The organism is Microbacterium sp. zg-YB36, from assembly GCF_024623575.2.
GTDB lineage: Bacteria > Actinomycetota > Actinomycetes > Actinomycetales > Microbacteriaceae > Microbacterium.
The window spans coordinates 21,401-48,076 of sequence record NZ_JANJFD020000012.1 but is presented as its reverse complement, the minus strand read 5'-3'; the positions used below and the strand labels follow the sequence as shown (position 1 = coordinate 48,076).

Annotated in this window: 28 protein-coding genes; 23 read left to right on the top strand and 5 right to left on the bottom strand. The window is 70.5% G+C overall.

Annotated elements, in window-relative coordinates:
* Positions 1-34: 34 nt before the first annotated feature.
* The 3 genes from NQ151_RS15235 to NQ151_RS15225 are packed head-to-tail and all read left to right on the top strand — an operon-like array spanning position 35 to position 2,124.
* On the top strand, positions 35-844 hold the full coding sequence (locus NQ151_RS15235) for a thymidylate synthase (protein WP_257528610.1): 810 nt from the start codon (positions 35-37) through the stop codon (positions 842-844).
* The gene (locus NQ151_RS15230; protein WP_257510169.1) at positions 841-1,350 is read left to right on the top strand and encodes a dihydrofolate reductase; all 510 of its coding nucleotides are present in this window, start codon (positions 841-843) and stop codon (positions 1,348-1,350) included. Before NQ151_RS15235 ends, NQ151_RS15230 begins: the two co-directional genes overlap by 4 nt.
* Before the next feature lie 9 nt (positions 1,351-1,359).
* Complete coding sequence (locus NQ151_RS15225; RefSeq protein WP_257528609.1) at positions 1,360-2,124, top strand: SDR family NAD(P)-dependent oxidoreductase; 765 nt, start codon at positions 1,360-1,362, stop codon at positions 2,122-2,124.
* On the opposite strand, the gene NQ151_RS15220 is transcribed toward NQ151_RS15225, so the two are convergent.
* On the bottom strand, positions 2,125-2,664 hold the full coding sequence (locus tag NQ151_RS15220; RefSeq protein WP_257528608.1) for an NUDIX domain-containing protein: 540 nt from the start codon (positions 2,662-2,664) through the stop codon (positions 2,125-2,127).
* Between the two features lie 47 nt (positions 2,665-2,711).
* Here NQ151_RS15220 and dapA point away from each other — a divergent pair, with 47 nt between their 5' ends.
* The 13 genes from dapA (at position 2,712) to dapF (ending at position 16,249) form a co-directional block, all read left to right on the top strand.
* Positions 2,712-3,689 (top strand): 4-hydroxy-tetrahydrodipicolinate synthase, encoded by a 978-nt coding sequence (gene dapA, locus NQ151_RS15215; RefSeq protein WP_257510166.1) that lies wholly within the window; start codon positions 2,712-2,714, stop codon positions 3,687-3,689.
* Positions 3,686-5,365, top strand: coding sequence for a ribonuclease J (locus NQ151_RS15210; protein WP_257528607.1), 1,680 nt, complete (start codon positions 3,686-3,688; stop codon positions 5,363-5,365). The genes dapA and NQ151_RS15210 overlap by 4 nt, the downstream gene beginning before the upstream one ends.
* 274 nt (positions 5,366-5,639) lie before the next feature.
* On the top strand, positions 5,640-8,291 hold the full coding sequence (locus NQ151_RS15205; RefSeq protein WP_257528606.1) for an FtsK/SpoIIIE family DNA translocase: 2,652 nt from the start codon (positions 5,640-5,642) through the stop codon (positions 8,289-8,291).
* A 24-nt stretch (positions 8,292-8,315) separates the two neighbouring features.
* Positions 8,316-8,894, top strand: coding sequence for a CDP-diacylglycerol--glycerol-3-phosphate 3-phosphatidyltransferase (pgsA, locus tag NQ151_RS15200; protein ID WP_257510163.1), 579 nt, complete (start codon positions 8,316-8,318; stop codon positions 8,892-8,894).
* Positions 8,891-9,442 carry a CinA family protein gene (locus NQ151_RS15195; protein WP_374113826.1) on the top strand — a complete coding sequence of 184 codons (552 nt, stop codon included), beginning with the start codon at positions 8,891-8,893 and terminating at the stop codon, positions 9,440-9,442. The genes pgsA and NQ151_RS15195 overlap by 4 nt, the downstream gene beginning before the upstream one ends.
* 138 nt (positions 9,443-9,580) lie before the next feature.
* Positions 9,581-9,895: a helix-turn-helix domain-containing protein gene (locus NQ151_RS15190; protein ID WP_257510162.1), complete on the top strand. Its 315-nt coding sequence runs from the start codon at positions 9,581-9,583 to the stop codon at positions 9,893-9,895.
* Positions 9,896-9,902: 7 nt separating this feature from the next.
* Positions 9,903-10,127, top strand: a complete 225-nt coding sequence (locus NQ151_RS15185) for a DUF3046 domain-containing protein (RefSeq protein ID WP_257510161.1) — start codon at positions 9,903-9,905, stop codon at positions 10,125-10,127.
* A gap of 276 nt (positions 10,128-10,403) precedes the next feature.
* Complete coding sequence (recA, locus tag NQ151_RS15180; RefSeq protein ID WP_257510160.1) at positions 10,404-11,456, top strand: recombinase RecA; 1,053 nt, start codon at positions 10,404-10,406, stop codon at positions 11,454-11,456.
* Positions 11,456-12,238: a regulatory protein RecX gene (locus NQ151_RS15175; protein ID WP_257528605.1), complete on the top strand. Its 783-nt coding sequence runs from the start codon at positions 11,456-11,458 to the stop codon at positions 12,236-12,238. The genes recA and NQ151_RS15175 overlap by 1 nt, the downstream gene beginning before the upstream one ends.
* A gap of 204 nt (positions 12,239-12,442) precedes the next feature.
* The gene (miaB, locus tag NQ151_RS15170) at positions 12,443-13,993 is read left to right on the top strand and encodes a tRNA (N6-isopentenyl adenosine(37)-C2)-methylthiotransferase MiaB (RefSeq protein WP_257510158.1); all 1,551 of its coding nucleotides are present in this window, start codon (positions 12,443-12,445) and stop codon (positions 13,991-13,993) included.
* Positions 13,986-14,903, top strand: coding sequence for a tRNA (adenosine(37)-N6)-dimethylallyltransferase MiaA (miaA, locus tag NQ151_RS15165; RefSeq protein ID WP_257528604.1), 918 nt, complete (start codon positions 13,986-13,988; stop codon positions 14,901-14,903). Before miaB ends, miaA begins: the two co-directional genes overlap by 8 nt.
* On the top strand, positions 14,900-15,325 hold the full coding sequence (locus tag NQ151_RS15160) for a GNAT family acetyltransferase (RefSeq protein WP_257510156.1): 426 nt from the start codon (positions 14,900-14,902) through the stop codon (positions 15,323-15,325). Before miaA ends, NQ151_RS15160 begins: the two co-directional genes overlap by 4 nt.
* 48 nt (positions 15,326-15,373) lie before the next feature.
* Positions 15,374-16,249 carry a diaminopimelate epimerase gene (gene dapF, locus NQ151_RS15155; protein WP_257510155.1) on the top strand — a complete coding sequence of 292 codons (876 nt, stop codon included), beginning with the start codon at positions 15,374-15,376 and terminating at the stop codon, positions 16,247-16,249.
* A gap of 46 nt (positions 16,250-16,295) precedes the next feature.
* Here the strand turns inward: dapF and NQ151_RS15150 are convergent, their stop codons facing one another.
* Complete coding sequence (locus tag NQ151_RS15150; RefSeq protein ID WP_257510154.1) at positions 16,296-16,937, bottom strand: class I SAM-dependent methyltransferase; 642 nt, start codon at positions 16,935-16,937, stop codon at positions 16,296-16,298.
* Positions 16,938-17,021: 84 nt separating this feature from the next.
* On the opposite strand from NQ151_RS15150, the gene hflX reads away from it, so the two are divergent.
* Complete coding sequence (hflX, locus tag NQ151_RS15145; RefSeq protein WP_257528603.1) at positions 17,022-18,572, top strand: GTPase HflX; 1,551 nt, start codon at positions 17,022-17,024, stop codon at positions 18,570-18,572.
* Between the two features lie 74 nt (positions 18,573-18,646).
* Here the strand turns inward: hflX and NQ151_RS15140 are convergent, their stop codons facing one another.
* Both NQ151_RS15140 and lexA read right to left on the bottom strand, forming a co-directional pair.
* A complete protein-coding gene (locus NQ151_RS15140) occupies positions 18,647-20,554 on the bottom strand; it encodes a S9 family peptidase (protein ID WP_257528602.1) in 1,908 nt (635 codons plus the stop codon).
* A 150-nt stretch (positions 20,555-20,704) separates the two neighbouring features.
* Positions 20,705-21,403: a transcriptional repressor LexA gene (gene lexA / locus NQ151_RS15135; RefSeq protein ID WP_257528601.1), complete on the bottom strand. Its 699-nt coding sequence runs from the start codon at positions 21,401-21,403 to the stop codon at positions 20,705-20,707.
* A gap of 256 nt (positions 21,404-21,659) precedes the next feature.
* Between lexA and NQ151_RS15130 the strand changes: the two genes are divergently transcribed.
* The 6 genes from NQ151_RS15130 to NQ151_RS15105 are packed head-to-tail and all read left to right on the top strand — an operon-like array spanning position 21,660 to position 25,971.
* Positions 21,660-22,019 carry a LysM peptidoglycan-binding domain-containing protein gene (locus NQ151_RS15130; protein WP_257528600.1) on the top strand — a complete coding sequence of 120 codons (360 nt, stop codon included), beginning with the start codon at positions 21,660-21,662 and terminating at the stop codon, positions 22,017-22,019.
* A gap of 28 nt (positions 22,020-22,047) precedes the next feature.
* Positions 22,048-23,133, top strand: a complete 1,086-nt coding sequence (locus tag NQ151_RS15125) for a histidinol-phosphate transaminase (RefSeq protein WP_257510149.1) — start codon at positions 22,048-22,050, stop codon at positions 23,131-23,133.
* Complete coding sequence (gene hisB, locus NQ151_RS15120) at positions 23,130-23,741, top strand: imidazoleglycerol-phosphate dehydratase HisB (RefSeq protein ID WP_257510148.1); 612 nt, start codon at positions 23,130-23,132, stop codon at positions 23,739-23,741. Before NQ151_RS15125 ends, hisB begins: the two co-directional genes overlap by 4 nt.
* A complete protein-coding gene (gene hisH, locus NQ151_RS15115; RefSeq protein ID WP_257510147.1) occupies positions 23,738-24,400 on the top strand; it encodes an imidazole glycerol phosphate synthase subunit HisH in 663 nt (220 codons plus the stop codon). Before hisB ends, hisH begins: the two co-directional genes overlap by 4 nt.
* Positions 24,401-24,455: 55 nt before the next feature.
* Entirely contained in the window at positions 24,456-25,202 is a 747-nt protein-coding gene (gene priA / locus NQ151_RS15110; RefSeq protein WP_257510146.1) for a bifunctional 1-(5-phosphoribosyl)-5-((5-phosphoribosylamino)methylideneamino)imidazole-4-carboxamide isomerase/phosphoribosylanthranilate isomerase PriA, read from the top strand.
* Positions 25,186-25,971, top strand: a complete 786-nt coding sequence (locus NQ151_RS15105; RefSeq protein ID WP_257510145.1) for an SseB family protein — start codon at positions 25,186-25,188, stop codon at positions 25,969-25,971. Before priA ends, NQ151_RS15105 begins: the two co-directional genes overlap by 17 nt.
* Positions 25,972-26,127: 156 nt before the next feature.
* Here the strand turns inward: NQ151_RS15105 and NQ151_RS15100 are convergent, their stop codons facing one another.
* Positions 26,128-26,538 carry a DUF1844 domain-containing protein gene (locus NQ151_RS15100; RefSeq protein WP_257510214.1) on the bottom strand — a complete coding sequence of 137 codons (411 nt, stop codon included), beginning with the start codon at positions 26,536-26,538 and terminating at the stop codon, positions 26,128-26,130.
* Between the last annotated feature and the right edge of the window lie 138 nt (positions 26,539-26,676).

Here is a 26,676-nt window from a genome sequence, read left to right as displayed (position 1 = left end):
GCCGGCGGGGTCGGCCGCGGGTATCGTGGCAGCCGTGACCACGGCGATCCCTACCCCTTACGAGGACCTCCTACGCGACGTGCTGGCCCACGGCACGCACAAGGATGACCGCACCGGCACCGGGACGACGAGCGTGTTCGGCCGTCAAATCCGGTTCGATCTGGCCGAGGGGTTCCCCCTCATCACCACCAAGCGCGTGCACTTCAAGTCGATCGCCTATGAGTTGCTGTGGTTCCTGCGCGGCGAATCGAGCGTGACCTGGCTGCAGGATCACGGCGTGACGATCTGGGACGAGTGGGCGGATGCCGCCGGTGAGCTTGGCCCGGTCTACGGCGTGCAGTGGCGGTCGTGGCCGACCCCCGATGGCGGTCACATCGACCAGATCTCGCAGATCATCGAGCAGATCCGCACCAACCCCGACTCGCGGCGCCTGATCGTGTCGGCCTGGAACGTCGCCGACATCCCGAACATGGCCCTCGCGCCCTGCCACGCGCTGTTCCAGTTCTACGTCGCCGACGGCAAGCTGTCCTGCCAGCTGTACCAGCGCAGCGCCGACATGTTCCTGGGGGTGCCGTTCAACATCGCCTCGTACGCGCTGCTCACGCTCATGGTCGCGCAGCAGGCGGACCTGGAGCCGGGCGACTTCGTCTGGACCGGCGGGGACTGCCACATCTACGACAACCACCTCGACCAGGTGCGGCAGCAGCTGGACCGCGCGCCCTACCCGTATCCGACGCTGCGCTTCGCCCGCACGCCGGAGTCGATCTTCGACTACCGGTTCGAGGACTTCGTCGTCGAGGACTACCAGCATCACCCCGCGATCCGCGGGGCGGTCGCGGTATGACCGCACCCATCGGCCTCGTCTGGGCCGAGGCCGAGGGCGGGGTGATCGGCGCTGACGGCGGCATGCCCTGGTACGTGCCCGAAGACCTCGCGCACTTCAAGGCCGTCACCGCCGGCGCCCCCGTGGTGATGGGGCGCCGGACGTGGGAGTCGTTCCCGGCGCGGTTCCGGCCGCTGCCCGGGCGCCGCAACATCGTGATCACGGGCAACGAGCAGTGGTCCGCCGATGGTGCGGAGCGGGCAGCGTCGCTTGACGCGGCGCTGCAGCTCGCGCAGGCCGCTGAGCCGGAGCGCATCTGGGTCATCGGCGGCGGCCGACTGTTCCGTGAGGCGATCGGGCGGGCCGACCGGCTAGAGGTCACCGAACTGGACACCCGCGTCGACGGCGACACCTTCGCCCCCGACCGCGACGGGTGGCAGGTCGTGGCCGCGGAACCGGACGCCGGGTGGTCCACCTCGCGTGAGGGCATCCGGTATCGCTTCCTCCGGCTCGAACGCGCGTCGTAGGGTCACCTCATGGCCAAGACGGCACTGATCACCGGCGCGAGCTCGGGCCTCGGCGCGGAATTCGCCCGGCAGCTCGCCGCGCGCGGCATGGACCTGGTGCTCGTCGCCCGCGATCGCGACGCGCTCGACGCCCTGTGCCGGCGCCTGCGCGACGAGCACGGCGTGCATGCCGAGGCGCTCGCCGCGGACCTGCTGGACCCGGCCCAGCTCGCCGACGTCGTGGCCCGGCTGCGCGACGGCGAGCACCCCGTGGACATGCTGGTCAACAACGCCGGGTTCGGGCTGCCGTTGGCGTTCGAGCGCAATGACATCGAGGACGAGCAGCGGCACCTCGACCTGCACGTGGCGGTGCCGATGCGCCTCATGCACGCCGTGCTGCCGGGGATGCTGGAGCGCCGTCGCGGCCGCATCGTCAACGTGGCATCCGTCGCCGCTTTCACCCCGCGATCGACGTACGGCGCCGTCAAGGGCTGGCTCATCAGCTTCAGCCGGTGGGCGAACGTGGCCTACGGCCCCCGGGGCGTGACGGTCACGGCGGTGTGTCCCGGGTTCACGCACACCAACTTCCACGAGCGGATGGGCATGGCCATCGGCCGCGAGGGCGTGCCTGGCTGGATGTGGCTGAACGCCGGTGACGTCGTCGCGGCGGCGCTGCGCGACGTCGCACGGGGCAAGAGCGTGTCGGTGCCGTCGCTGCGTTACAAGGTGCTCGTGGGCCTCACCCGCGTCCTCCCGGACCGGCTGGTCGTGGCGACCGCATCGCGGGGCCGCTGATCAGGCGAACCGCCCCAGCCGGATGCCGGCGTAGGCGAGCGCGGCCACCGTCTCCCCGTCCGAGATCGTCCCGTCCGCGATCATGGTGACCACCTCGCCGAACGGCACCCACCGCACCGCGCGGATGCCCTCCTCGGCCTGCGTGTGCGCGGCATCCGCCACCGCCGCGATGCCGCGGGCGAGGAAGACGTGCTCTGCGGCCACAGCGACGCCGTTGAGCGCGTTCATCGCGCCGATCGCCTGCCAACCGGATGCCGTGACGCCGGCTTCCTCGGCCAGCTCGCGCTGCGCCGCGACCAGCGGGTCCTCGCCGTCGGAGCCGCCGGCGGGCACCTCGAGCGAGACGCCGACGGTGTACCGGTCCACTTCGACCAGGCACACGCGGTCCGCTTCGTCGATCGCGACGACGAAGACGGCCGGATGCCGCATCTCGACGACGCCGTAGATGCCGTCCCCGGCGGGGCCGCTGACGGTGTCCTCCCGGACGCGGATCCACCGGTTGCCGTACACCTCGCGGCTCGTGCGCGTCTGCCAGGTCATGCCGCGACCCTATCGGGGCAGTGCGAACGAACCGATACCCTGGGAGCATGACGCATCAGGCCAACCCGTTCGGACAGGTCCTCGTCGCGCTGGTCACTCCGATGACCGCCGACGGCGAAGTCGACTGGCCCGCGGTCGAGAAGCACATCGACGACGTCATCACCGCCGGGGCCGACGGTATCGTCGTCACCGGCACGACGGGGGAGACGAGCACGCTCACCGACCCCGAGAAGATCCGCCTGGTGGAGGTGGGCCGGGACGTCGCGGCCGGACGCGCCAAGATCATCACCGGCGGCGGCTCGAACGAGACCGCCCACGCGATCGAGCTCTACAAGGCCAGCGAGAAGGTCGGTGCCGACGGCATCATGATCGTCACGCCGTACTACAACAAGCCCACGCAGGCGGGCATCCTCACGCACTTCCGGCTGGTGGCCGATGCCACCGACCTGCCGGTCATCCTGTACGACATCCCGGGGCGCACCGGCGTCCCGATCAAGTACGAGACGATCCTCCGTCTCGCCAAGCACCCGAACATCCTCGCGATCAAAGACGCCAAGGGCGACTTCAGCGAGGTCAGCCGGGTGCTGAACCAAACCGATCTGATGTACTTCTCGGGCGACGACGCGAACGCGTTGCCGCACCTCGCCATCGGCGCGACGGGACTCATCGGCGTGACCGCGAACATCGCGGCTGCGCCGTACCGCGTGATGATCGACGCCGTGAACCGGGGCGACCTCGCCGCGGCCACGGCGGCGCACCAGCAGTTGGAACCGCTGGTGCGGGCGGTCATGACCCACGTCCCGGGCACCGTGAGCGCGAAGTACATCCTGCACGGCCTCGGTCGCATCTCCAGCCCCCGCGTCCGCCTGCCCCTGGTGGGGCCGGAGGAGTGGGAAGCGGCGATGATCGAGGATGAGCTTGCCCTGGTGACCGACGTCGTCGGCGCTGATTTCTCCAATTTCCGTCCCGACCGCAATGCGGCAGCAGGCGGCGCACTCCCGAAGGTCCACGGCACCACACGATGAGCCCCAACGCGATCACTTCGCCCCCCACCCTCGCCCCCGGAACCCTCCGCGTCACGCCTCTCGGCGGACTCGGGGAGATCGGGCGCAACATGACCGTCTTCGAGTACGAGGGCAAGCTCCTCATCGTCGACTGCGGCGTGCTGTTCCCCGAGGAGCACCAGCCGGGGGTGGACCTGATCCTGCCCGACTTCGAGCCGATCAAGCACCGCCTCAATGACATCGTCGGGGTCGTGCTCACGCACGGTCACGAAGACCACATCGGCGCCGTGCCCTACCTGCTGCGCCTCAAGCGCGACATCCCGCTGATCGGCTCAGGGCTGACCCTCGCCCTGGTCGAGGCCAAGCTCAAAGAGCACCGCATCAAGCCGTACTCGCTCACCGTGAAAGAGGGCCAGGACGAGCGGGTCGGCCCGTTCGACCTCGAGTTCGTCGCGGTGAACCACTCCATCCCGGACGCGCTCGCCGTCGCGATCAAGACCCCGGCGGGCACGGTGCTGGCCACCGGCGACTTCAAGATGGACCAGCTGCCGCTGGACGGCCGCCTGACCGACCTGCGCGCCTTCGCCCGGCTCGGTGAGGAGGGCGTCGACCTGTTCCTCGTCGACTCCACCAACGCCGACGTCCCCGGCTTCACCCCGCTGGAGCGGTCGATCGGCCCGGTCCTTGACCAGGTCATCGGCAAGGCCCCGCGCCGCGTGATCGTCGCGAGCTTCTCCAGCCACGTGCACCGCGTGCAGCAGGTGCTGGATGCCGCACACGCCAACGGCCGCCGCGTGGCACTGCTGGGCCGCAGCATGCTGCGCAACATGACCATCGCCGCGGACCTCGGCTACCTCACCGTGCCCGAGGGCGTGCTGATCGACTACAAGAAGGCCCAGGACCTGCCCGACGACAAGATCGTCTTCATGTCCACCGGGTCGCAGGGCGAGCCGATGGCCGTGCTCAGCCGCATGGCCAACCTCGACCACGCGATCGAGCCGGGCCCGGGTGACACCGTGATCCTCGCCTCCAGCCTCATCCCGGGCAACGAGAACGCCGTCTACCGCGTCATCGACGGTCTCACCAAGCTCGGCGCCACCGTCGTGCACAAGGGCAACGCCAAGGTGCACGTCTCCGGTCACGCCGCCGCGGGCGAGCTGCTGTACTGCTACAACATCCTCAAGCCCAAGAACGTGCTGCCCGTGCACGGCGAGTACCGCCACCTCATGGCCAACGCGAAGCTGGCACAGGACACCGGCATCCCCGCCGAGCGCACCATCATCGGCGAGAACGGCACCGTGGTCGACCTCAAGGACGGCATCGCGACCGTCGTCGGTCAGCTCGACATCGGCTTCGTCTACGTCGACGGCTCGACCGTCGGCGAGATCACCGACGCCGACCTCAAGGACCGCCGCATCCTCGGCGAAGAGGGCTTCATCTCGGTGATCGTGGTGGTGGATGCCGCCACCGGCCGCGTCATCACCGGCCCCGAGATCCACGCCCGCGGTTTCGCCGAGGACGACTCGGTGTTCGACGACGTCAAGCCGAAGATCGCCGCCGCGTTGGCCGAAGCCGCGAAGTCGGGGGTGCGTGACTCGCACGCGCTGTCGCAGATCGTGCGTCGCACCATCGGCCGCTGGGTCAACCAGCGACTGCGCCGGCGTCCCATGATCGTGCCGCTGGTCATCGAGGCCTGACCCGCTTCTGCGCAACGCCCGCGAGCCGCTCACTGCGGCGCGCGGGCGTTCTGCGTCCGCGGCCGCGGTCACCCTTCGGCTCAGTCGTCGCGAACGGCCCTGTGCCGCCCCCGCGAGGGGCGGATGCGACGACCGAACCCCCGCGGGAGGGACGGGTGTGACCACCGAACGCGGGTGCGCACGGGTGTGCCACGGCGGTGAACGCGGCTTCCGGGGGAATGAAGGGGTCGCGTCGTTCCGGGCAATGTCGGTGGTACCGACGTACCGTGGATGAATGGCCAGGAGCAGCAATCCGACCACGAGCGGGCGCGCGCCCGCGAAGGGTCCCGCGAAGGGGGCGTCTCCGCGCGCCCGAAAGCCCGCTCCCGCCCCGAAACGCTACGTCGATGAGGCGGAGAAACCGCCGCTGATCTCGCGCGCCTGGATGGGTCTGGCCCACGCGACCGGCGGGCTGTTCCGCGCGTTCGGCCCGGAGAACCTCGAAAAGGACCAGCGCCGCGACGGCTTCCCGTTCCTGCTGGTGCTGATGGCGGTCGCCGGGTCGGTCGTGGAGTGGTTCTTCATCGGCACCGAGCTGGCGGGCACCATCAGCGCCTACACCGCGGGCGGGATCATCGGGCGCGTGGCGTTCATCCTCCCGGTGCTGCTGCTGTGGCTGGCCGGCTGGCTCTTCCGGCATCCGCCCTCGGTGCACGACAACGGGCGCATCGGCATCGGCTTCGGCCTGCTGGTGCTCACGATCGCGGGGTTCTGCCACGTGCTCGGCGGGCGTCCGCAGCCCAACGCCGGGCTTCCCGCGCTGAGCACGGGTGGCGGGTTGTTCGGCTGGATGGTCGGCGAACCGCTGACCTTCCTCACGCAGATCGGTGCGTGCGTCGTGCTGGGCCTGTTCGCCGCGCTCAGTGTGCTGATCCTCACCAAGACCCCGCCGAACCGCATCGGCCACCGCCTCGGCGACCTGTACGCCTGGATGTTCGACGCCGAGCGCGTCGAGAAGCCCGCCGCAGCGCCGGCGGAGACCTCCGACGACTCCGACGGGCTGCCGTGGTGGCGTCGCAACAAGTCTGGCCGCGAAGAGGACCCGCACGACGGGCTCGGTTCGCAGGACCTCACCTCCCTGCTGTCGCCCTCCGGCGACACCGGCGGGTTCGAGCAGGCCATCGCACCGGTCTCGCCCCCGCCGCCGCTGCCGGACGCACCCACCGAGGTCATCAGCCCCGGCGTCGTGGAGGCCGTGCGCAGGGGCGCCCGCCGTGTCGACACCGGCATCCGCGAAGATGCCACCGAGGTGCTCGATGACGGTGAGCTGCCCGGCCTGTCCGGACTGGGTGGCGACGGCGACGGCTTGCCGCCCAGCGCGGTCTACCGCCTGCCCTCCGCCGCGGCGCTGGCAGCCGGCACGCCGCACAAGGCGCGCTCCGAGGCCAACGACGCCATGGTGAAGGCCATCACGAGCGTGTTCTCGCAGTTCTCCGTCGACGCGACGGTCACCGGATTCTCGCGCGGCCCGACGGTCACGCAGTACGAGATCGAGGTCGGCTCGGGCGTGAAGGTCGAGCGCATCACCGCGCTGACCAACAACATCGCCTACGCCGTCGCCTCCAACGAGGTGCGCATCCTCGCCCCGATCCCCGGCAAGAGCGCCATCGGCGTGGAGATCCCCAACACCGACCGCGAGATCGTGACCCTCGGCGATGTGCTGCGCTCCCCGGCATCCACCAACTCGGTGCACCCGATGACGATCGGCGTCGGCAAGGACGTCGGCGGCGGCTACGTCGTGGCCAACCTGGCCAAGATGCCCCACCTGCTGGTGGCCGGCTCCACCGGCTCGGGAAAGTCGAGCTTCGTGAACTCGATGATCACGAGCCTGCTGATGCGCGCCAAGCCCACCGAAGTGCGCATGGTGCTCATCGACCCCAAGCGCGTGGAACTGACCTCCTACGCGGGCGTTCCGCATCTCATCACCCCCATCATCACGAACCCCAAGAAGGCCGCCGAGGCGCTGCAGTGGGTCGTGAAGGAGATGGACATGCGGTACGACGACCTCGCGTCGTTCGGCTACCGGCACATCGACGACTTCAACCGCGCTGTCGTCGCCGGCGAGGTCAAGCTCCCCGCCGGCAGCGAGCGCGTGCTCAAGCCCTACCCGTACCTGCTGGTGGTCGTCGACGAGCTCGCCGACCTCATGATGGTCGCCCCGCGCGACGTCGAGGACTCCATCGTCCGCATCACCCAGCTGGCGCGAGCCAGCGGCATCCACCTGGTGCTTGCCACGCAGCGCCCGTCTGTCGACGTCGTCACCGGTCTGATCAAGGCCAACGTGCCCTCGCGGCTCGCGTTCGCCGTCACCAGCGTCACCGACTCGCGCGTCATCCTCGACCAACCAGGCGCCGACCGCCTGATCGGTCAGGGCGATGCCCTGTTCCTGCCGATGGGCACGTCCAAGGCCATCCGGGTGCAGGGCGCCTGGGTGAGTGAGAGCGAGATCGAGAAGGTCGTCGCGCACGTCACGGCGCAGGCCCGCCCGGAGTACCGCAAGGACGTCGCGGCCGTCGTGGAGAAGAAGGAAGTCGACGCCGACATCGGAGACGACCTCGAGCTGCTGCTGGCCGCCGCCGAGCTGGTCGTCTCGACGCAGTTCGGCTCGACCTCGATGCTGCAGCGCAAGCTCCGCGTGGGCTTCGCGAAGGCGGGACGCCTCATGGACCTGCTGGAATCCCGCGAGATCGTGGGCGCTTCCGAAGGCTCCAAAGCGCGCGACGTGCTGGTCACGGTGGAGCAGCTGCCCGGTGTGCTGGCGCGGCTGCGCGGCGAGGACGACCCCGACGAGAAGGACGACGATCCCGTCGATGAGCAGTTCGCCGGCTACGAAGTGGTCGAGGAAAGCGGCGAGGACGAGGATGCCTGGGGCCTGACCGGCCGCTGAGGCGTGCAGCACTAGGCTCGAACCGTGGCGATTCCGAGGCAGCTTCCCAACGCGATCACGATCGTGCGGATCCTCTGCGCACCGGTGTTCCTGTGGATGCTGCTAGCGGACGGCGGGGCCGACGGGCCGCTGCGGTGGTGGGCTGCGGTGCTGTTCATCGTCGCGATCGCCACCGACGGCATCGACGGCTACCTCGCCCGGCGGCACAACATCGTCACCGACCTCGGCAAGCTGCTGGACCCCATCGCCGACAAGGTGCTCACCGGCTGCGCGTTCGTTGGTCTGTCGATCCTCGTCGAACTGCCCTGGTGGGTGACGATCCTCGTGCTGGTGCGTGAGATCGGCGTCACCGTGCACCGCCTCGTCGTGGCGAGCAACCACGTCGTGGCTGCGGCCTGGATGGGCAAGGTCAAGACCGTGGCTCAGGCGGTCGCCCTCTCGCTCGCGCTGCTGCCGCTGTGGACGGTCGTGGGGGAGTGGATCCACTGGGTCAACACCGTCACGATGACCATCGCCGTGCTGCTGACGGTGGCCAGCGGCATCGACTACATCCTCACCGAGGTGCGCGGCGCCCGGCGGCTGCGCCGTGAGGAAGCGTCGTGAGTCCGTTCCGCCCCGCACCCGACCCCGACCTTCCCGACGAGGCCGAGCAGACGCTGGTCTCCAGCGGGCGCCGCAGCGAGGCTGAGGTGCTCGTGGAGCGCCTGCGGGAGCTGGGGTGGACCGTCGGGGTGGCCGAGTCGCTCACCGGCGGCCTGGTCGTTGCCTCCCTCGTCGCAGTCCCCGGTGCCTCCGCCGTCGTCCGGGGCGGCATCGTCGCGTACGCCACGGAGCTGAAGGCGACACTGCTCGGCGTGGACCAGGTGCTGCTGGATGCCCACGGTCCGGTGAACGAGCGGGTCGCCCGGCAGATGGCCCGCGGCGCCCGGCGCGCGCTGGGCGCGCCCGACCGTCCCGCCGACATCGGCATCGCCACCACCGGCATCGCCGGACCCGACTCGCCCGACGGTCAGCCGGTGGGCACCGTCCACATCGCGGTGTCGACCTCCCTGGGCTCGCGGGTGGAGTCGCTCCAGCTGGAGGGCGACCGGGAGCAGATCCGCACCGCCGCCGCGGTGCGCGCGATCTCGTTCGCACTGGAAGCGCTGTGACGGGAACAACGCGCTCCGGGCGTGCGTTGTCCGTTACATGATTCCCATGGGACGCACAACAACCGGGATTACAGTGACACCGTTCGGTGTTGTACTGTTGTGCACCCAATGGGCATGGATAGCGAGAGGGGGCCCGAAATGATCCTGGTTCGTCAAGAGATCGGCGAAGTCCTACGTGACTTCCGTCTGCAGAAGGGGCGCACCCTCCGTCAGGTGGCGGGTCGCGCCAGCGTGGCCTTGGGCTACCTGAGCGAGGTGGAGCGCGGTCAGAAGGAAGCCTCCAGCGAGATTCTCGCCGCCGTCGCCGACGCGCTCGATGTACCCATCTCCGCCGTCATGCGCGAAGTGGGCGACCGCATCTCGGTCCTCGAGGGCATGCACACCTTCCCCGATGTCGTCCCCGACGACCTCGTGGCTTCGGTCGAGGCCGAGCCCGCACTGTCGCTACGCTGACCGCGGAATGCGTCGAAGCGAATTCGACCGCGCCGTGACCGACGAGTTCGGCACTCGCGGCTCTGCCCTCGTGGCCGACCTGGTGCTCACGCGCGTCGGCGGGCTCACCGCTCGGGAGGCGCTGGCTGCCGGAACTCCGGCTCGCGAGGTGTGGGTCGCGCTGTGCATCGAGGCAGATGTGCCCGACGACCGCCGGTATGGCGTGGGTCGGCTCGACGCCCGTCGACGCTGACGCGTCCCCGCCCGCCGGATCCGGCTTTCGTCGGTACCGCCGAATCGCGTTCGGCGTGTCGTCGAAGATCTGTTCGATGCGGTCGTAGGCTCCTGTACAGAGGTGTCGAGGGCGTATCCGTCCACATTTCCGGGAGGCGATCGACTCAATGTCGGAGGCCATCCGTAGCGTGGACCACGTCATCGCACACCACACGCCTTGTCGCAGCATCCGTCCCAGCCGGGGCGGAGCGCGTCAGCCTACAGGCGACCGACCGCGAGCAGAGAAGAGCACGTCATGCCATCACCCGCTGACCGCGAGAAGGCCCTCGAATCGGCCCTCGCCCAGATCGACCGGCAGTTCGGAAAGGGCTCGGTCATGCGACTGGGCAGCGACGAGCGCGCTCCGGTCGCCGTGATCTCCACCGGCTCCATCGCCCTCGACGTCGCGCTCGGCGTCGGCGGTCTGCCGCGCGGCCGCATCATCGAGATCTACGGTCCGGAGTCGTCGGGTAAGACGACTCTCACCCTGCACGCCATCGCCAATGCACAGCGCGCCGGCGGCATCGCCGCCTTCATCGACGCCGAGCACGCGCTGGACCCCGACTACGCGCAGAAGCTCGGCGTCGACATCGACCAGCTGCTCGTGTCGCAGCCCGACACCGGCGAGCAAGCCCTGGAGATCGCGGACATGCTCGTGCGCTCCGGTGCCATCGACCTCATCGTCATCGACTCCGTCGCCGCTCTCGTGCCCAAGGCCGAGATCGAGGGCGAGATGGGCGATTCGCACGTCGGTCTGCAGGCGCGACTGATGTCGCAGGCACTGCGCAAGCTCACCGGTGGCCTGAGTCAGACCAACACCACCATGATCTTCATCAACCAGCTGCGCGAGAAGATCGGTGTCTTCTTCGGCTCGCCCGAGACCACCGCCGGTGGCAAGGCGCTGAAGTTCTACGCGTCGGTGCGCCTGGACATCCGCCGTATCGAGACGCTGAAGGACGGCACCGACGCAGTCGGTAACCGCACCCGCGTCAAGGTCGTCAAGAACAAGATGGCCCCGCCGTTCAAGCAGGCCGAGTTCGACATCCTCTATGGCACCGGCATCTCCCGCGAGGGCAGCCTCATCGACTTCGGTGTCGAGCACGCACTCGTGAAGAAGTCGGGCGCCTGGTACACCTACGAGGGCGATCAGCTCGGTCAGGGCAAGGAGAACGCCCGCAACTTCCTGCTGCGCAATCCCGACATCGCCAACGACATCGAGACGAAGATCAAGCAGAAGCTCGGCGTCGGTCAGCCGAAGGTCGTCGAGGAACCCGCGGGCGACGAGCTGGCCGCACGCCGGCCCGCCTGATGGTCCGGTTCTCCAGTGACGGGGGCGTCCCCTCGGACGCCGAGGGGATCGCCCCCGTCATCCCGCTGTTCGGCGGGCGCCGTGTGGCCGCCGAACCGGCGCGGGCCAGGGCCGCTGCCGCTGCGCCCGGTCGCGCGGCCGTCGGGGACGCAGACCCCGTCGCCGAGGCTGCCGATGCCCTCGCCCGCCTCGGGCGACGCTCGCCCGCCGAATCCAGCGAGCGGCCGCCGCAGTGGCGCACCGGGTGGGCTCAGGAAGCAGCGCCCGTCGAGGAGGAGTCCGACGAGGAGCTCGCCGACCGGGTCGCCGCTGCCGAGCGCATTCTTCTGAAGAAACTCCGCGCCCGGCAGCTGTCGGTCTCCGAGGCCCGCGCGGCCGCCGCCGAGCACGACCTCCCCGCTGACGATCTCGAAGCCCTGCTCGACTCGTTCGCACGACTGGGTTACCTCGACGACGCGCGGCTGGCGGAACAGCTGATCCATGCCGGCACCCACCGCAAGGCACAGGGGCGGCGCGCGATCGCGCAGACGCTCTCATCGCGCGGCATCCCTCGGGAGATCGCCGACGAGGCGTTGGACGAAGAGCCCGACGACGAGGCACAGCGGGCGCTGGAGTTCGCGCGGACCAAGGCGCGCCAGCTGGACAGTGTCGATCAGGAGACCGCGATGCGCCGGCTGATGGGACAGCTGTCCCGGCGCGGCTACTCCGGTTCGGTCGCGGCCACCGCGGCCCGCACGGCGCTGACGGAGAAGCGCGCCCCCGGCGGCGTGCGCTTCAGCTGACGCTCCCACGCAGCAGAAACGCCGAGCCTTCGGGCTCGGCGTTTCTGCTGTGGCGGCGCGTTGCGGCGGGGGCGAGCGGTGTGGCCATTCGGTCGTCGCACCCGTCCCCGTCCCGCTGAATCTGGGGGCGTTCGTGACGACCGAGCGTGAGTCCACCGGTGCCCGACCACACCGCTCGCATCGGAATCTACAATGGGGAACATCATGACCTTCCCGTCCGCCATTCCCACGCTCATCGCCCCGTCATCGGCGGCGCACACGGTCGACGGTCGCGCGCGCACCTACGAGGTGCGCACGTTCGGCTGCCAGATGAACGTGCACGACTCCGAGCGTCTGTCCGGCTCGCTCGAGAGCGCCGGATACGTGCCGGCCACCACGGGCGAGGATGCCGACGTCATCGTCATCAACACCTGCGCGGTGCGCGACAACGCCGCCGGCAAGCTCTACGGCACGCTCGGGTACCTGAAGTCCCGCAAGGACAAGCACGAAGGCATGCAGATCGCCGTCGGCGGCTGCCTCGCGCAGATGGACAAGGAGACCGTGCAGCGCAAGGCCCCCTGGGTCGACGTCGTCTTCGGCACCCACAACATGGGGTCCCTCCCCAGCCTGCTCGAACGCGCCCGTCACAACGGCGAAGCCGAACTGGAGATCCTCGAGTCGCTCGAGGTGTTCCCCTCGACGCTGCCCACCAAGCGCGACGCCGTGCACAGCGGGTGGGTTTCCATCTCGGTCGGCTGCAACAACACCTGCACCTTCTGCATCGTGCCGAGCCTGCGCGGCAAGGAGAAGGACCGTCGCCCCGGCGACATCCTGAACGAGATCCGCCTCCTCGTCGACGACGGGGCGATCGAGGTGACCCTGCTGGGACAGAACGTCAACTCGTACGGCGTCGAGTTCGGCGACCGCGCCGCGTTCGGCAAGCTGCTGCGCGCGGCGGGCGAGATCCCCGGCCTGGAGCGCATCCGGTTCACCAGCCCTCACCCGGCGGCCTTCACCGACGACGTCATCGCCGCCATGGCGGAGACCCCCGCCGTCATGCCGCAGCTGCACATGCCGCTGCAGTCCGGCAGCGACCGCATCCTCAGGGCGATGCGCCGCTCGTACCGGTCGGAGCGTTTCCTCGGCATCCTCGATCGGGTGCGCCAACGGATGCCGAACGCCGCGATCTCCACCGACATCATCGTCGGCTTCCCCGGCGAGACCGAGGCGGACTTCGAAGACACGATGCGGGTCGTGGCGGCAGCGCGGTTCGCGACCGCCTTCACGTTCCAGTACTCCATCCGCGAGGGTACCCCGGCGGCGACCATGCCCGACCAGGTGCCCAAGCACATCGTGCAGGAGCGCTACGAGCGCCTCACCGCGCTGCAGGAGCGCATCTGCCTCGAGGAGAACCAGAAGCAGGTCGGCCGCGAGGTGCAGGTCCTGGTGTCCACAGGTGAGGGCAAGAAGGATGCCGAGACGCACCGGCTCACCGGCCGCGCCGAGGACAACCGGCTCGTGCACTTCGAAGTGCCCGCCGGATCGGCCCTGCCGCGGCCGGGCGATGTGGTCACGACGGTGATCACACACGCCGCGCCGTTCCATCTGCTGGCCGACGCTCCCGATGGCGCGCCGCTGCGAATCCGCCGTACGCGCGCCGGCGACGCGTGGGACCGGACGCAGGCGGAGTCTTGCGGCGTCCCGGCTCCGGCCGCTGAGTCCGGTGCGCCCCGGGCCGTCTCGCTCGGGCTTCCCACACTCCGCATCGGTGTCTGAGCCGTCCCTGTGGGCCGTCGTCGGCGCCACGGGCACCGGTAAGACCGCGCTGTCACTCGACCTCGCCGAAGCGTTGGGCTCACGCGGACGGGCCGCCGAGATCGTCAACGCCGATGCGATGCAGCTGTACCGCGGTATGGACATCGGCACCGCGAAGCTGCCCGAAAGCGAACGCCGCGGCATCCCGCACCACCTGTTCGACGTGCTCGACCCCGCCGATGACGCCGCCGTCGCCTGGTACCAGCAGGCGGCCCGCGCCGCGATCACCGCGATCCACGGCCGGAGCGCCGACGCGATCCTGGTGGGCGGCTCCGGGCTGTACGTGTCCAGCGTCCTGTACGACTTCCGGTTTCCGCCCCGCGACGCCGAGCTGCGCGCGCGCCTGGAGCGGGAGCTCGACGACCTCGGCCCCGGCGCCCTGTTCGCTCGGCTGCGCGAGCTGGATCCGGCGACGGCCGAGCGCGTCGACCCGCGCAACGGGCGACGGATCGTCCGGGCGCTCGAGGTGCTCGCGCAGGGAGAGGCGACGCACGGCGCGGCGCTGCCCGACGCCCCGGTGCTGTGGCACACCCCGACACGCATCGTGGGGGTGGCGGTGCCGCGCGACGAACTGGTCGCCCGGCTCGACGCGCGCGTGGATGCCATGTGGCGCGACGGCCTGCTCGACGAGGTCGCCGCGCTGCGCGCGCAGGGACTGGAGGACGGAGTCACCGCGCGCCGCGCGATCGGCTACGCCCAGGCCCTCGCGCAGCTGGACGGGCAGCTGACGCAGCAGGACGCGATCGCGCAGACCCAGGCGTTGACGCGGCGGTACGCCAGGCGCCAGGTGTCGTGGTTCCGCCGCTACGCCGATGTCACCTGGGTGGCGTCCGGGGCGGATGCCGCTGCGCTGGCAGAATCCCTCGTATGACCGTCGCGCTTCGACCGTTCGCCGTCGCGGACACCGAACAGGTGGTCGCCCTGTGGGAAGCGGCGGGACTCACGCGGCCGTGGAACGACCCGCGGGCCGACATCGCCCGCAAGCTCACGGTGCAGCCGGAACTGTTCCTCGTCGCCGTCGACGGCAGCGGTGTCGTCGGCAGCGTCATGGCAGGGTACGACGGGCACCGCGGCTGGCTGCACTACCTCGCCACCGCGCCGGGGAGACGCTCCCAGGGCATCGGGCGGGCGCTGGTGGCCGAGGCCGAGGCGCGGCTGCTCGCACTCGGATGCCCCAAGGTGCAGCTCATGGTGCGTCCGGACAACCCCGGCGCCCGCGGTTTCTACCGAGAGCTGGGGTTTGAGCCGTTCGAGATCTGGGCGACGGGGAAGCGGCTGATCGCCGACGACTGAGGCCACCGGACTCGGCATCCGCGTCATGCGCGCCGATACACTGGAGGGATGCCGCAGACCCTCCCGTTCACCAAAGGTCACGGCACCGGCAATGACTTCGTGATCTTCGCCGACCCGGACGGCGCGATCGACCTCTCCGACGACCAGGTCGCCGTGCTCTGCGATCGACGCTTCGGCATCGGCGCCGACGGCATCCTGCGCGTGGTGCGCTCCGCAGCGCTGCCGGACGGACTGGACGCGGCCGCAGCCGGTGCGGAGTGGTTCATGGACTACCGCAACGCCGACGGTTCCGTCGCGGAGATGTGCGGCAACGGCATCCGCGCCTACACCCGCTACCTCGTCGACCGGGGTCTGGCCGACCTCCCCGAAGGCGGCCACCTCGACATCGGCACCCGCGCCGGCGTGAAGCGGGTCACCCGCTCCGACGACGGGTTCGAAGTGGACCTCGGCCTGTGGCGGGCGGAGGCCGCGGACGTCCTGGTACGAGCGCGCGGACTCGACGTGGCCCGCCCCGGGCAGGGCATCGACGTCGGCAACCCGCACGTCGTCGTTGCGCTTCCCACCCACCTGGAGCTGGACGGACTCGACCTCACGGTGCAGCCGATCCTCGACCCGGCGCCGCGTCACGGCGCGAACATCGAGTTCGTCGTTCCGGCCGATCCGCTCGTGCGGGACGGCATCGGCGCGATCACGATGCGCGTATTCGAGCGCGGCGTCGGCGAAACGCTCAGCTGTGGCACCGGGGTGGCCGCCGCCGCCCTCGCGGTGCGGTACTGGGCAGGACCGGCGGCACCCAATCAGTGGCGCGTCGACGTGCCAGGCGGCACGCTCGGCGTGCGGGTGCGCATCGACGACGACGGCGAGCACGTGCTGCTGTCGGGACCGGCGACCCTCGTCTTCAGCGGCGAGGTCGCGTTGGCCTGAGCGCCGCGCGGACGAGCAGCCGCGGCGGGCGGCCTCGGGAGCCTCGTCAGGGGAGGGTGATCTCGGCCGTCGGCGTCGACCCGTGGCGGCGCACCTTGATGACCCGGAATCCGCGGCCGGTCGCCGCCCGGTGCACGCTGTAGCCGTCGGCGAACGTGGCATCCAGCCAGCGCTGCAGCGAATCGGACCCCAGGTTGCGCTGCACCACGAGCCACGCGTCGCTGCGTTCGCCCAAGCGCGGGATCCAGTGCTGCAGCAGGCCGTGCAGCACGTTCTTGCCGACCCGGATGGGCGGGTTCGAGCGAATGGTGCGGAACATCACGTCGTCGGGAACATCGTCGGGAAGCACGGCGTTGACGTTGTCGAGCCCCAACGTCTCGGCGTTGCGGCGCACGAGATCCAGGGCGCGCTCGTTGACATCGACGGCCCACACGGTCGCGTGCGGCGCATCGATGGCGAGAGACAGCGCGATGGGGCCCCAGCCGCAGCCGAGATCGAGCAGATGCCCGCCCGGTGGTGGCGGCGGGGTATTGGCCAACAGCACTTCGGTGCCCGAATCCACGTGCCCCGGACTGAATACCCCGCCCGCTGTGGTGACCTCCACATCGCGTCCGGCAAGGGTCACCCGGACACGGCGAAGATCATCGGAGCTGGACGGGGACGCACTGAAGTAGTGATCATTCCCCATGCTGCGAGCGTAGCGGAGGCCGCCAGCAGGGCGGAAAGCTAGAGTTTATGGATGCCGCCTCGCGCGGCGTCCCGGAAGGACTACATGACAGACACCACCATTCCCGAGAACGCCGATTCGACACCGATCGATCCGGTCGACCGGGTGCTGGCGCGCGCTGAGGCGCGCCGGAACGTGCGGGTGAGCAGCTTCGCCGACGCCCAGACCCACGGGCTGGGTGCGGCGCAGGCGCTGCAGGACGAAGCCACCGCCTATGGCGACAGCGACGGCGAGCAGTGGGAGCGCGAGGAACGTGCCGCGCTGCGGCGCGTGCCTGGCCTGTCCACCGAGCTCGAGGATGTCTCCGAGGTCGAGTACCGCCAGCTGCGGCTGGAGAACGTGGTGCTCGTCGGGGTGTACCCGCAGGGCTCCCAGGAGGATGCCGAGAACTCGCTGCGCGAGCTGGCGGCGCTGGCTGAGACGGCCGGCGCGGTCGTGCTCGACGGTGTGCTGCAGCGGCGACCCCACCCGGACCCGGCGACGTATGTGGGGCGCGGCAAGGCGCAGGAGCTGCGCGACATCGTCGTGTCGGTCGGGGCGGATACCGTCATCGCCGACACGGAGCTGGCGCCGAGCCAGCGGCGTGCCCTCGAGGACGTCGTCAAGGTCAAGGTCATCGACCGCACCACGGTCATCCTCGACATCTTCAGCCAGCACGCCAAGAGCCGCGAGGGCAAGGCGCAGGTCGAGCTGGCGCAGCTGGAGTACCTGATGCCGCGGCTGCGCGGCTGGGGTGACTCCATGAGCCGTCAGGCCGGTGGCCAGGTGGGCGCCGGCGGCGCGGGTATGGGTTCGCGCGGACCCGGTGAGACCAAGATCGAGCTCGACCGTCGCCGCATCCGCACGCGCATGGCGCTGCTGCGCCGCCAGATCCGCGATTTCGCGCCGGCACGCGACGCCAAGCGCGCCGAGCGCCGACGCAACACGATCCCCTCGGTGGCGATCGCCGGGTACACCAACGCCGGCAAATCCAGCCTGCTCAACCGCCTCACCAGCGCCGGCGTGCTCGTGGAGAACGCGCTGTTCGCGACGCTGGATGCCACCGTGCGACGCGCCGAGACCGCCGACGGGCGCGTGTTCACCCTCACCGACACCGTGGGGTTCGTCCGCAACCTGCCGCACCAGCTGGTGGAGGCGTTCCGTTCGACCCTGGAAGAGGTGGCGGCCTCGGACGTCATCGTGCACGTCGTGGATGCTTCGCACCCCGACCCGGCGAGCCAGCTGGCGACGGTGCGCGATGTGATCGGCGACGTCGGCGCGCGCGATATCCGCGAGATCGTCGTGTTCAACAAGGCCGACCTCGTCGACGAGGACACCCGGCTGGTGCTGCGTGGCCTGGAGCCGGACGCCATGTTCGTCTCTTCGCGCACCGGTGAGGGGATCGCGCAGCTGCGGGAGGTCGTCGAGGCGGCGTTGCCGCTGCCGGCGGTCGAGGTGCGAGCGCTCGTGCCGTACGACCGCGGCGATCTGGTGTCGGCCGCCCACGAGACGGGGCACATCGTGGCCCAGTCCCACGAGGAGGAGGGCACCGCGCTGCACGCGCACGTGTCACCGCGGCTGGCCGCCGAGCTGGAGCGCTTCCGCACCGACGCCTGACCCGCGACGTTCGGTCGTCGCATCCGTCCCTGTGCTGAGTGTGCGCGGGGCCGGACGCGTCGACCGAACGCGGGTCAGCCGGCGGGGGAGAGCTCTACCGGCGCGACGCCCGGAGTGTCGAAGCCGAACACCTGGCCCAGGAACGCCAGCTCCGACTCCAGCGCGTGCACGACGGTCTCGGCGCGGCGGAAGCCGTGGCCCTCGCCCTCGTACAGCACGTACGCGTGCGGCACGCCGCGCGCGGCGAGGGCGTCACGGATCGCTTCGGCCTGTGACGGCGGCACCACCTCGTCCTCGGCACCCTGCAGCAGCAGCACCGGGACGCGGAAGCGCTCCGGGCGGCTGAGCGGGGAGCGCTCGGTGTAGACCGCGTCGGCTTCCGGCAGCGGGCCGATGAGCCCGTCGAGGTACCGGGCCTCGAAGTCGTGGGTGTCCTCGGCGAGGGTGCGGGCGTCCCCGACGCCGTAGCGGGAGATCCCCGCCGCGAAGACGTCGGTGCGCACGAGCGCCGACAGCACCGTCCAGCCGCCGGCGGAGCCGCCCTCGATCGCCAGCCGCGCGGCATCCGCCCGGCCCTCGGCGGCAAGGCCAGATGCGGCAGCGGCGACGTCGTCGACGTCCGCGATGCCCCACTGCCCCCGCAGCCGTTCCCGGTAGGTACGGCCGTAGCCGCTGGAGCCGGCGTAATTGACGTCGAGCACCCCGATGCCCCGGCTGGTGAAGTAGGCGATCTTGCCGGATGCCGCCGCCGCCACGTGAGCGGTGGGCCCGCCGTGGACGAACACGACGTACGGCGGCAGTTCGCCCTCGGGTGCGGTGGCGTCGGGGTTGGTCGGCGGGTAGTCGTAGGCGTGCACCGGGCCGTGGGGACCGTCGACGGTGAATTCTCGCGGCTGCGGCAGCCACGCGGCATCCCACGGCGACTGGCCGCCCACGAGCGGCTGCGCCTCGCCCGGGCGGTCGACGTCGACGAGCCACAGGCCCGCGGGGTGCTGGACACCGGCACCGGTGAGCAGCACCCGTGACCCGGCGGCATCCTCGATCGACACGCCCGCGGTGGTGGGAAGCCCCAGTGCGCGCGCCTGCCCGGCGGGGGAGATCAGCACCACTTCGTCGTTGCCGTTGGTGCGCACCGCGACGATGCGGCCGTCCGCGAGGGTGGCGAACCAGCGCTGGCCCAGCACCCACAGCGGTCCGCCGGTGTCGGCGTCGGCGGGGGACACCGCGACCGGTTCGCCGTCCGGAAGCGAGACCCGCCACAGGTTCCAGCGGCCGGTGGGGTCGTCGGCGTAGACGAGGCGGTCATCGCCCTGCCACTGCGGCTGCAACGGCGAGGTCACGCCGGAGGAGATCACCGTCGGCTGCGCGACCCGGCCCGCCTCCAGCCGTCCGACGAGCAGGCGCGCGCGGTCCCACGCCATGTCGGGGTGATCCCACGCGATCCACGCCAGGTGGCGGCCGTCGGGCGAGAGGGCGGGGTGGGCGACGAAATCGCTGCCACCGGCGACCTCGACCACGCCGGCGGTCCCGATCGACACGATGTGGCGCACCGGGCGCTCGCCGCGGGTGTGGTCCTCGCGCACCGCCAGCAGGGTGCCCGCCTGCCAGGTCAGCCCGCCGTAGCGCACATCCCCGGCAGCGGGCGTCAGCGCCACGGGCTCTGCGCCGGGACGATGGACGTAGACGCGCTGATCGGCCTTCTCGACGAAGTACAGCCGGCCCTCGGGCGAGGCCGTCCACGCGCCGCCGCCGTATTCGTGCACGCGGGAGCGGACGTTCCAGCCTGCCGGCAGCACGTCCGACACCGTGCCGTCGGGCCGTCGCCGCCGCACCGTCGTGCGCCCGCCTTCCGCAGGCACCGTCTGCCCCCACCACACCTCGTCGCCGACGAAGCGCGCGCCTTCCAGCCGAGGCGAGGCCTCGGACACGTCGGCCGCAGACAGCGGGGAGGGCCAGGAACCGTACGGAAGGACGTCGACCATACATCCCACGTTACGCGGGGACACAGATCGTCACATCCGACCGCGGCCGCCGGTCGCGTGGCTACCGTGGGGGCATGACGCGGCAATGCGAAGGGGGGATGCCGCGGTCGTAGCGGCATCCCCCCTTCGTCGTCGTCGACGGTGCGTCGATCAGATCGCGCGCAGTACCGCCACGACCTTGCCCAGCACCACGGCCTCGTCGCCGAGGATCGGTTCGAACGCACTGTTGCGGGGGAGCAGCCAGGTGTGACCGTCGCGCTGGCGGAAGGTCTTCACCGTCGCCTCACCATCGAGCATGGCCGCGACGATCTCGCCGTTGTCGGCGGTGGCCTGAGAGCGCACGACGACCCAGTCGCCGTCGCAGATGGCGGCGTCGATCATCGACTCGCCGCTGACCTTCAGCATGAACAGGTCGCCCTTGCCGACCAGCTGGCGCGGCAGCGGGAAGATCTCCTCCACCTGCTGATCCGCCGTGATCGGCACGCCGGCGGCGATGCGGCCCACCAGCGGCACCAGGGCGGCGTCGCCCACCGCGGGGGAGGCATCGGCCGGGTTCTCGGCGGCACTGCCGGGGAGGTCGATCAGCACCTCCATCGCGCGCGTCTTGCCCGCGTCGCGACGGAGGTACCCGCTCAGTTCGAGCTGGTTGAGCTGGTGGGTCACGCTCGACAGCGACTTGAGCCCGACCGCATCCCCGATCTCGCGCATGCTCGGCGGGTAGCCGTGGCGGGCGATCGACCGCTGGATCACTTCGAGGATGGCGAGCTGCTTGTCGCTCAGGCTCTTGCGGCGGCGCGTCTGCGGTTTCTCCTGCGCGCGCTCGCGGCCGCCCGGTGTCGTGTCGGTCATCTCGCCCTCTCCCGTCTCGCCGCACGGGGCAGCGGTCTTCGAATGTCGGAGGTCCGTGGTGGGGTGCTCCTATCGAAACCGTATCCGGTGACGGATGCCACGGCGACGAGGTGTACGCGTGTCGCGTGCGATTTGATCTCCGAGCAGGTTTCGTACTTGACACCCTAGAACATCGAAGATAACTTCGGAAGAGAACTTCGCATCCGGCTCTCCCGGCCGAGGGCCGGATGCGAAGATCGCCACAGAGGAGGACCCCATGACCACCATCGAGATCGCAGGCACCGCACCGTCCACGACGCGACTGCGGATCACCCCGCGCGGTCGCCGCGTGCTCGCCGGCATCGCCGCACTCCCGGCGGTCGCCGCCCTCGGCTTCGGTATCCTCAGCGGCGGCGGTGCCCTCGCCACGATGGATGCTCCGGCTCCCCCCGGCACGTTCGAGACCGTCACGGTGAGTGCCGGCGAATCGCTGTGGGGGATCGCCGAAGAGGTCGCGCCCCAGGCGGACCCGCGCGATGTGATCGACGCGATCGTGCGTCTGAATGCGCTGGAGTCGTCGAACCTCGCCGCAGGCCAGCGCCTGTCGATCCCGCTGGAGTACGTCGCCGGCCACTGAGCCTCCCATGCGCTCTAGCATTGGAGGGGTGATCGTGAGTCTTGACGACCTGCCCCTCCGCGCCGACCTGCGCGGCCAGACCCCCTATGGCGCCCCGCAGGCACCCCTGCCGGTGGCCCTCAACGTCAACGAGAACACCCATCCCATCCCGGATGAGGTCGCCGGTGACATTCTCGACTCCGTCGCCCGGGCGCTGCGTGACATCAACCGCTACCCGGACCGCGAGTTCACCGCGTTGCGCGAGGGCTTCGCCGACTACCTCGGCCACGGCCTGACGGCCGACCAGATCTGGGCGGCCAACGGCTCCAACGAGGTGCTGCAGCACGTGCTGCAGGCCTTCGCCGGACCCGGCCGCACCGCGTTCACCTTCGCGCCGAGCTACTCGATGTACCCGCTGCTCACGCGGGGTACCGGCGCGACCTGGGTCGCGGGCCACCGCGCCCATGACTACACGCTGAGCCCGGCTGATGCGGCATCCCAGGTCGCCGACGCGTCGCCCGACGTCATCTTCCTCTGCGCCCCGAACAACCCCACCGGCACGCCCATGTCGCTGGATGTGATCGAGGCGGTGTACGAGGCCAGCCACGGCATTGTGATCGTCGATGAGGCCTATGCCGAGTTCGCCCCGCACGAGGAGCGCACCGCGCTGTCGCTGCTGCCGGGGCGGGAACGCCTGGTGGTCTCGCGCACCATGAGTAAGGCGTTCGCGTTCGCCGGCGCCCGCGTCGGCTACCTCGCCGCCGACCCCGCGGTCATCGACGCACTGCGCCTGGTGCGTCTGCCCTACCACCTCAGCGCCCTCACGCAGGCCGCCGCGACCGCCGCGCTGCGGCACGCCCCCGTCATGCTGCGCATGGTCGACGACATCGTCGCGCAGCGCGACCGCATCTCGGCCACGCTCGAAGCGCTCGGCTACGAGCCCCACGAGTCCTGGACCAACTTCGTGCTCTTCGGCGGGGTGGACGACCCCGCCGCGACCTGGCAGGCGCTGTACGACCGCGGCATCCTGATCCGCGACGTCGGCATCCCCGGTCACCTGCGGGTGACGGCGGGCACCGAGGCGGAGACCACAGCGTTCCTCGACGCGCTGGCCTCGGTAGACTCGAAGTCATGACCCGTCCCGAGGCTCGCACCGCATCCGTGCGCCGTGCGACCAGCGAATCCACCGTCGAACTCGAGCTCGACCTCGACGGCACCGGACGCAGCCACATCGACACCAGCGTGCCGTTCTTCAACCACCTGCTGACGGCGTTCGCCAAGCACTCGCTGACCGATCTCACCGTGCGCGCTTCCGGTGACACCGACATCGACGCGCACCACACCGTGGAGGACGTCGCGATCGTCCTCGGCCAGGCGATCCGCGAGGCGCTCGGTGACAAGACCGGCATCTCCCGCTACGGCGACGCGCTCGTCCCGCTCGACGAGGCGCTCGCGCAGGCGGTCGTCGACATCAGCGGCCGGCCCTACCTCGTACACACGGGGGAGCCGGTGGGCTTCGAGCACCACCTCATCGGCGGCCACTTCACCGGATCGCTCGTGCGCCACACGTTCGAGGCGATCGCGTTCAACGCGGGCCTCACCGTGCACGTCACGGTGCTCGGCGGCCGCGACCCCCACCACATCGCCGAAGCCGAGTATAAGGCCTTCGCGCGCGCATTCCGCCAGGCGAAGTCCCTCGACCCGCTCGTGCAGGGCGTACCCAGCACGAAGGGTGCTCTGTGACCGGCATCAACGGAGATCGGCCCGTCGTCGCGGTTCTGGACTACGGATCGGGCAACGTCCACTCTGCCGTCAAGGCGCTGGTCGCGGCGGGTGCCGACGCACGGCTGACGTCCGATCGCGGTCTGGTCCGCGAGGCGGACGGCCTGGTGGTGCCCGGAGTGGGCGCGTTCCGCGCCGTGATGGACGCCCTCCGCGCGAGCCGCGCCGATGAGCTGATCGACCGCCGCCTCGCCGGCGGCCGGCCGGTGCTCGGCATCTGCGTCGGGATGCAGGTGCTGTTCGAGCACGGCGTCGAACGCGGCGTCGACACCGAGGGCCTGGGCGAATGGCCCGGCGCCGTCACCGAACTCGACGCCCCGGTGCTGCCCCACATGGGCTGGAACACCGTCGAGGCGGGGGAGGGCTCGGTACTCTTCCGCGGCATCGAGCAGGAACGGTTCTACTTCGTCCACTCCTACGCCGCCCAGTCATGGACCCTCGATGTCATGCCGCCGTTCCCGAGCCCCGCGCTGACCTGGAGCCGCCACGGTGCGCCGTTCCTGGCCGCGGTCGAGAACGGGCCGCTGTCGGCGACCCAGTTCCACCCGGAGAAGTCGGGCGAAGCCGGCATCCGCCTGTTGTCCAATTGGATCGGCGCCTTGCCCCGGACTACGCTCTGACATCGTGTCGTCGCGGCCCTCGCCGCGCCACCGAACCTGTACCACCCCTGGAGCCATGAACGATTTCGCGTCCACCCCCGAGCTGATCCTCCTCCCCGCCATCGACGTCGCCGACGGCAAGGCCGTGCGCCTGACGCAGGGGGAGGCCGGGTCGGAGACCAGCTACGGCGACCCTGTCGAGGCCGCGCAGCTGTGGGCCCGCCAGGGTGCGAAGTGGATCCACCTGGTCGACCTCGACGCGGCGTTCGGCCGCGGCAACAACACCAGCGTGCTGCGCAAGGTGATCAAGCACGTCAAGGGCGTGCAGGTGGAGCTGTCCGGCGGCATCCGCGATGACCGGACGCTGGATGCCGCGCTGGAAAGCGGCGCCACCCGCATCAACCTCGGCACGGCGGCGCTGGAGAACCCGGAATGGGCCTCCGACGTCATCGCCCGCTACGGCGACGCGATCGCCGTCGGGCTCGACGTGCGGGGCACGACCCTGGCTGCGCGCGGCTGGACCCGCGAGGGCGGGGACCTCTGGGAGGTCATGGACCGACTCGAGCAGGCCGGCTGCCGCCGCTACGTCGTCACCGACGTCACGAAGGACGGGACGCTGCGCGGACCCAACCTGCAGCTGCTGCGCGACGTGACCGCGCGCACGACGAAGCCGGTCGTCGCCTCCGGAGGCATCTCGAGCCTGGACGACATCGCGGCGCTGCGCGAACTCGTGCCGCTGGGCGTCGAGGGAGCGATCGTCGGCAAGGCGCTGTACGCGAAGGCCTTCACCCTCGCCGAGGCGCTGGATGTCGCCGGATCCTGAGCCCGGCTGCGCGCACACCGGCGACTCCGCCGGGGTGCCGTGGGAGGGCCGCAGCTTCCAGTCAAACCCGCATGCGGGCGATGACGGCTCCGCCGATCCCTCGTTGCTCGCGGCGCTGCAGGCATTCCGCGCCGGCACCGGTGACCAGACCGCTGTCGTCGAGGCGTACCGCACCGCGCGGCTGCTGATTCCGCTCGTCGCCGAGAAGGGCGACGAGGGCGTCGGGCCGACCGGGCTGGTCGTCGACAAGACGCAGGAACTGTCGATCGTGACGGTGGCCGCGCCGGACGGGCGACGGGTGCTCCCGGTGTTCAGCTCGGTCGCGGCGATGCAGCGGTGGGATGCCACCGCGCGCCCCGTGCCTGCCGACGGTGTGCGCACCGCGGTGGCCGCCGCGCACGATGACACCGACCTGATCGTGATCGATCCGACGAGTGAGACCGAGTTCGTGCTGCGCCGGCCCGCCGTCTGGGCGATCGGTCAGGGCCACGAGTGGGAGCCGAGCTTCGCGTCCCCGGAGGTGTACCGCGGACTGCAGGAGAGCATCGGGGGAGAGCTGGCGGTGCTCGATCTGTCGATGGAGCCCGGCGATCCCGACGCGCGGCTGCGCGGGCCCGAGCTGCTGGTGCGGCTGCAGCTGGTCGCCGGCCTGGAGCAGGCCGAGCTCGACGCCGTGCTGCAGCGGCTCGCCGCGCGCTGGGCCGCCGATGACCGTATCGCGGTGCTGGTCGATTCCCTGACCGTGAAGCTCACCCGCCCCGCCGAGTGAGTATTCCCGCCGCCGAGTGAGTATTCGTACTGCCGAGTGAGTATTGCGGCCGCCGAGTGAGTACTCACGCCGACGCGAATACTCGCTCGCGGGCTCGAATACTCACTCGAGGATGCGAATACTCACCCGCGGGCTCGAATACTCACTCGCGGGCGCTCAGGTGACGGGGCCCGTCAGCTTCTCGCCGGGGCCTTTACCGATCGGGTCGGGGACGACGGATGCCTCGCGGAACGCAAGTTGCAGCGACCGCAGGCCGTCCCGGAGCGACCGGGCGTGCATGTCGCTGATCTCGGGGGCACCGGCGGTGATCAGGCCGGCCAGCGCGTTGATGAGCTTGCGCGCCTCATCGAGGTCGGTCTGCGTCTGCGGGTCGTCGGCGAGCCCGACCTTCACTGCGGCGGCGCTCATCAAGTGCACCGCGGTCGTGGTGATCACCTCGACCGCGGGCACGTCGGCGATGTCCCGGGTCGCGGAGTTGGCGGCGCGATCCTGCTCCTCCCAGCGGGCCTCGGTTGCGGCATCCGGGGCACTCCCGGAGGTCGGCTGATCGTCGTGCCCAAGGGGAATCGTGTTCACATCACACTTTCTGCTAGACTTTCGCGGGCACCGGGGGGTTCTCCCCCGGATCGAAAGAGGATCACATCCCACCCGCGCTTGCCGCTCAAGGCTACCGGGTCCACGCACTCCGCTCCGTCTCGTACGGAG

Excerpts from the sequence above, each read along its gene's own strand:
- NQ151_RS15230 (WP_257510169.1), top strand. The coding sequence starts at position 841 with ATGACCGCACCCATCGGCCTCGTCTGGGCCGAGGCCGAGGGCGGGGTG.
- NQ151_RS15225 (WP_257528609.1), top strand. The coding sequence starts at position 1,360 with ATGGCCAAGACGGCACTGATCACCGGCGCGAGCTCGGGCCTCGGCGCG.
- NQ151_RS15220 (WP_257528608.1), bottom strand. The coding sequence starts at position 2,664 with ATGACCTGGCAGACGCGCACGAGCCGCGAGGTGTACGGCAACCGGTGG.
- dapA (WP_257510166.1), top strand. The coding sequence starts at position 2,712 with ATGACGCATCAGGCCAACCCGTTCGGACAGGTCCTCGTCGCGCTGGTC.
- NQ151_RS15210 (WP_257528607.1), top strand. The coding sequence starts at position 3,686 with ATGAGCCCCAACGCGATCACTTCGCCCCCCACCCTCGCCCCCGGAACC.
- NQ151_RS15205 (WP_257528606.1), top strand. The coding sequence starts at position 5,640 with ATGGCCAGGAGCAGCAATCCGACCACGAGCGGGCGCGCGCCCGCGAAG.
- NQ151_RS15190 (WP_257510162.1), top strand. The coding sequence starts at position 9,581 with ATGATCCTGGTTCGTCAAGAGATCGGCGAAGTCCTACGTGACTTCCGT.
- NQ151_RS15185 (WP_257510161.1), top strand. The coding sequence starts at position 9,903 with ATGCGTCGAAGCGAATTCGACCGCGCCGTGACCGACGAGTTCGGCACT.
- recA (WP_257510160.1), top strand. The coding sequence starts at position 10,404 with ATGCCATCACCCGCTGACCGCGAGAAGGCCCTCGAATCGGCCCTCGCC.
- NQ151_RS15175 (WP_257528605.1), top strand. The coding sequence starts at position 11,456 with ATGGTCCGGTTCTCCAGTGACGGGGGCGTCCCCTCGGACGCCGAGGGG.
- miaB (WP_257510158.1), top strand. The coding sequence starts at position 12,443 with ATGACCTTCCCGTCCGCCATTCCCACGCTCATCGCCCCGTCATCGGCG.
- NQ151_RS15160 (WP_257510156.1), top strand. The coding sequence starts at position 14,900 with ATGACCGTCGCGCTTCGACCGTTCGCCGTCGCGGACACCGAACAGGTG.
- dapF (WP_257510155.1), top strand. The coding sequence starts at position 15,374 with ATGCCGCAGACCCTCCCGTTCACCAAAGGTCACGGCACCGGCAATGAC.
- NQ151_RS15150 (WP_257510154.1), bottom strand. The coding sequence starts at position 16,937 with ATGGGGAATGATCACTACTTCAGTGCGTCCCCGTCCAGCTCCGATGAT.
- hflX (WP_257528603.1), top strand. The coding sequence starts at position 17,022 with ATGACAGACACCACCATTCCCGAGAACGCCGATTCGACACCGATCGAT.
- NQ151_RS15140 (WP_257528602.1), bottom strand. The coding sequence starts at position 20,554 with ATGGTCGACGTCCTTCCGTACGGTTCCTGGCCCTCCCCGCTGTCTGCG.
- lexA (WP_257528601.1), bottom strand. The coding sequence starts at position 21,403 with ATGACCGACACGACACCGGGCGGCCGCGAGCGCGCGCAGGAGAAACCG.
- NQ151_RS15130 (WP_257528600.1), top strand. The coding sequence starts at position 21,660 with ATGACCACCATCGAGATCGCAGGCACCGCACCGTCCACGACGCGACTG.
- hisB (WP_257510148.1), top strand. The coding sequence starts at position 23,130 with ATGACCCGTCCCGAGGCTCGCACCGCATCCGTGCGCCGTGCGACCAGC.
- priA (WP_257510146.1), top strand. The coding sequence starts at position 24,456 with ATGAACGATTTCGCGTCCACCCCCGAGCTGATCCTCCTCCCCGCCATC.
- NQ151_RS15105 (WP_257510145.1), top strand. The coding sequence starts at position 25,186 with ATGTCGCCGGATCCTGAGCCCGGCTGCGCGCACACCGGCGACTCCGCC.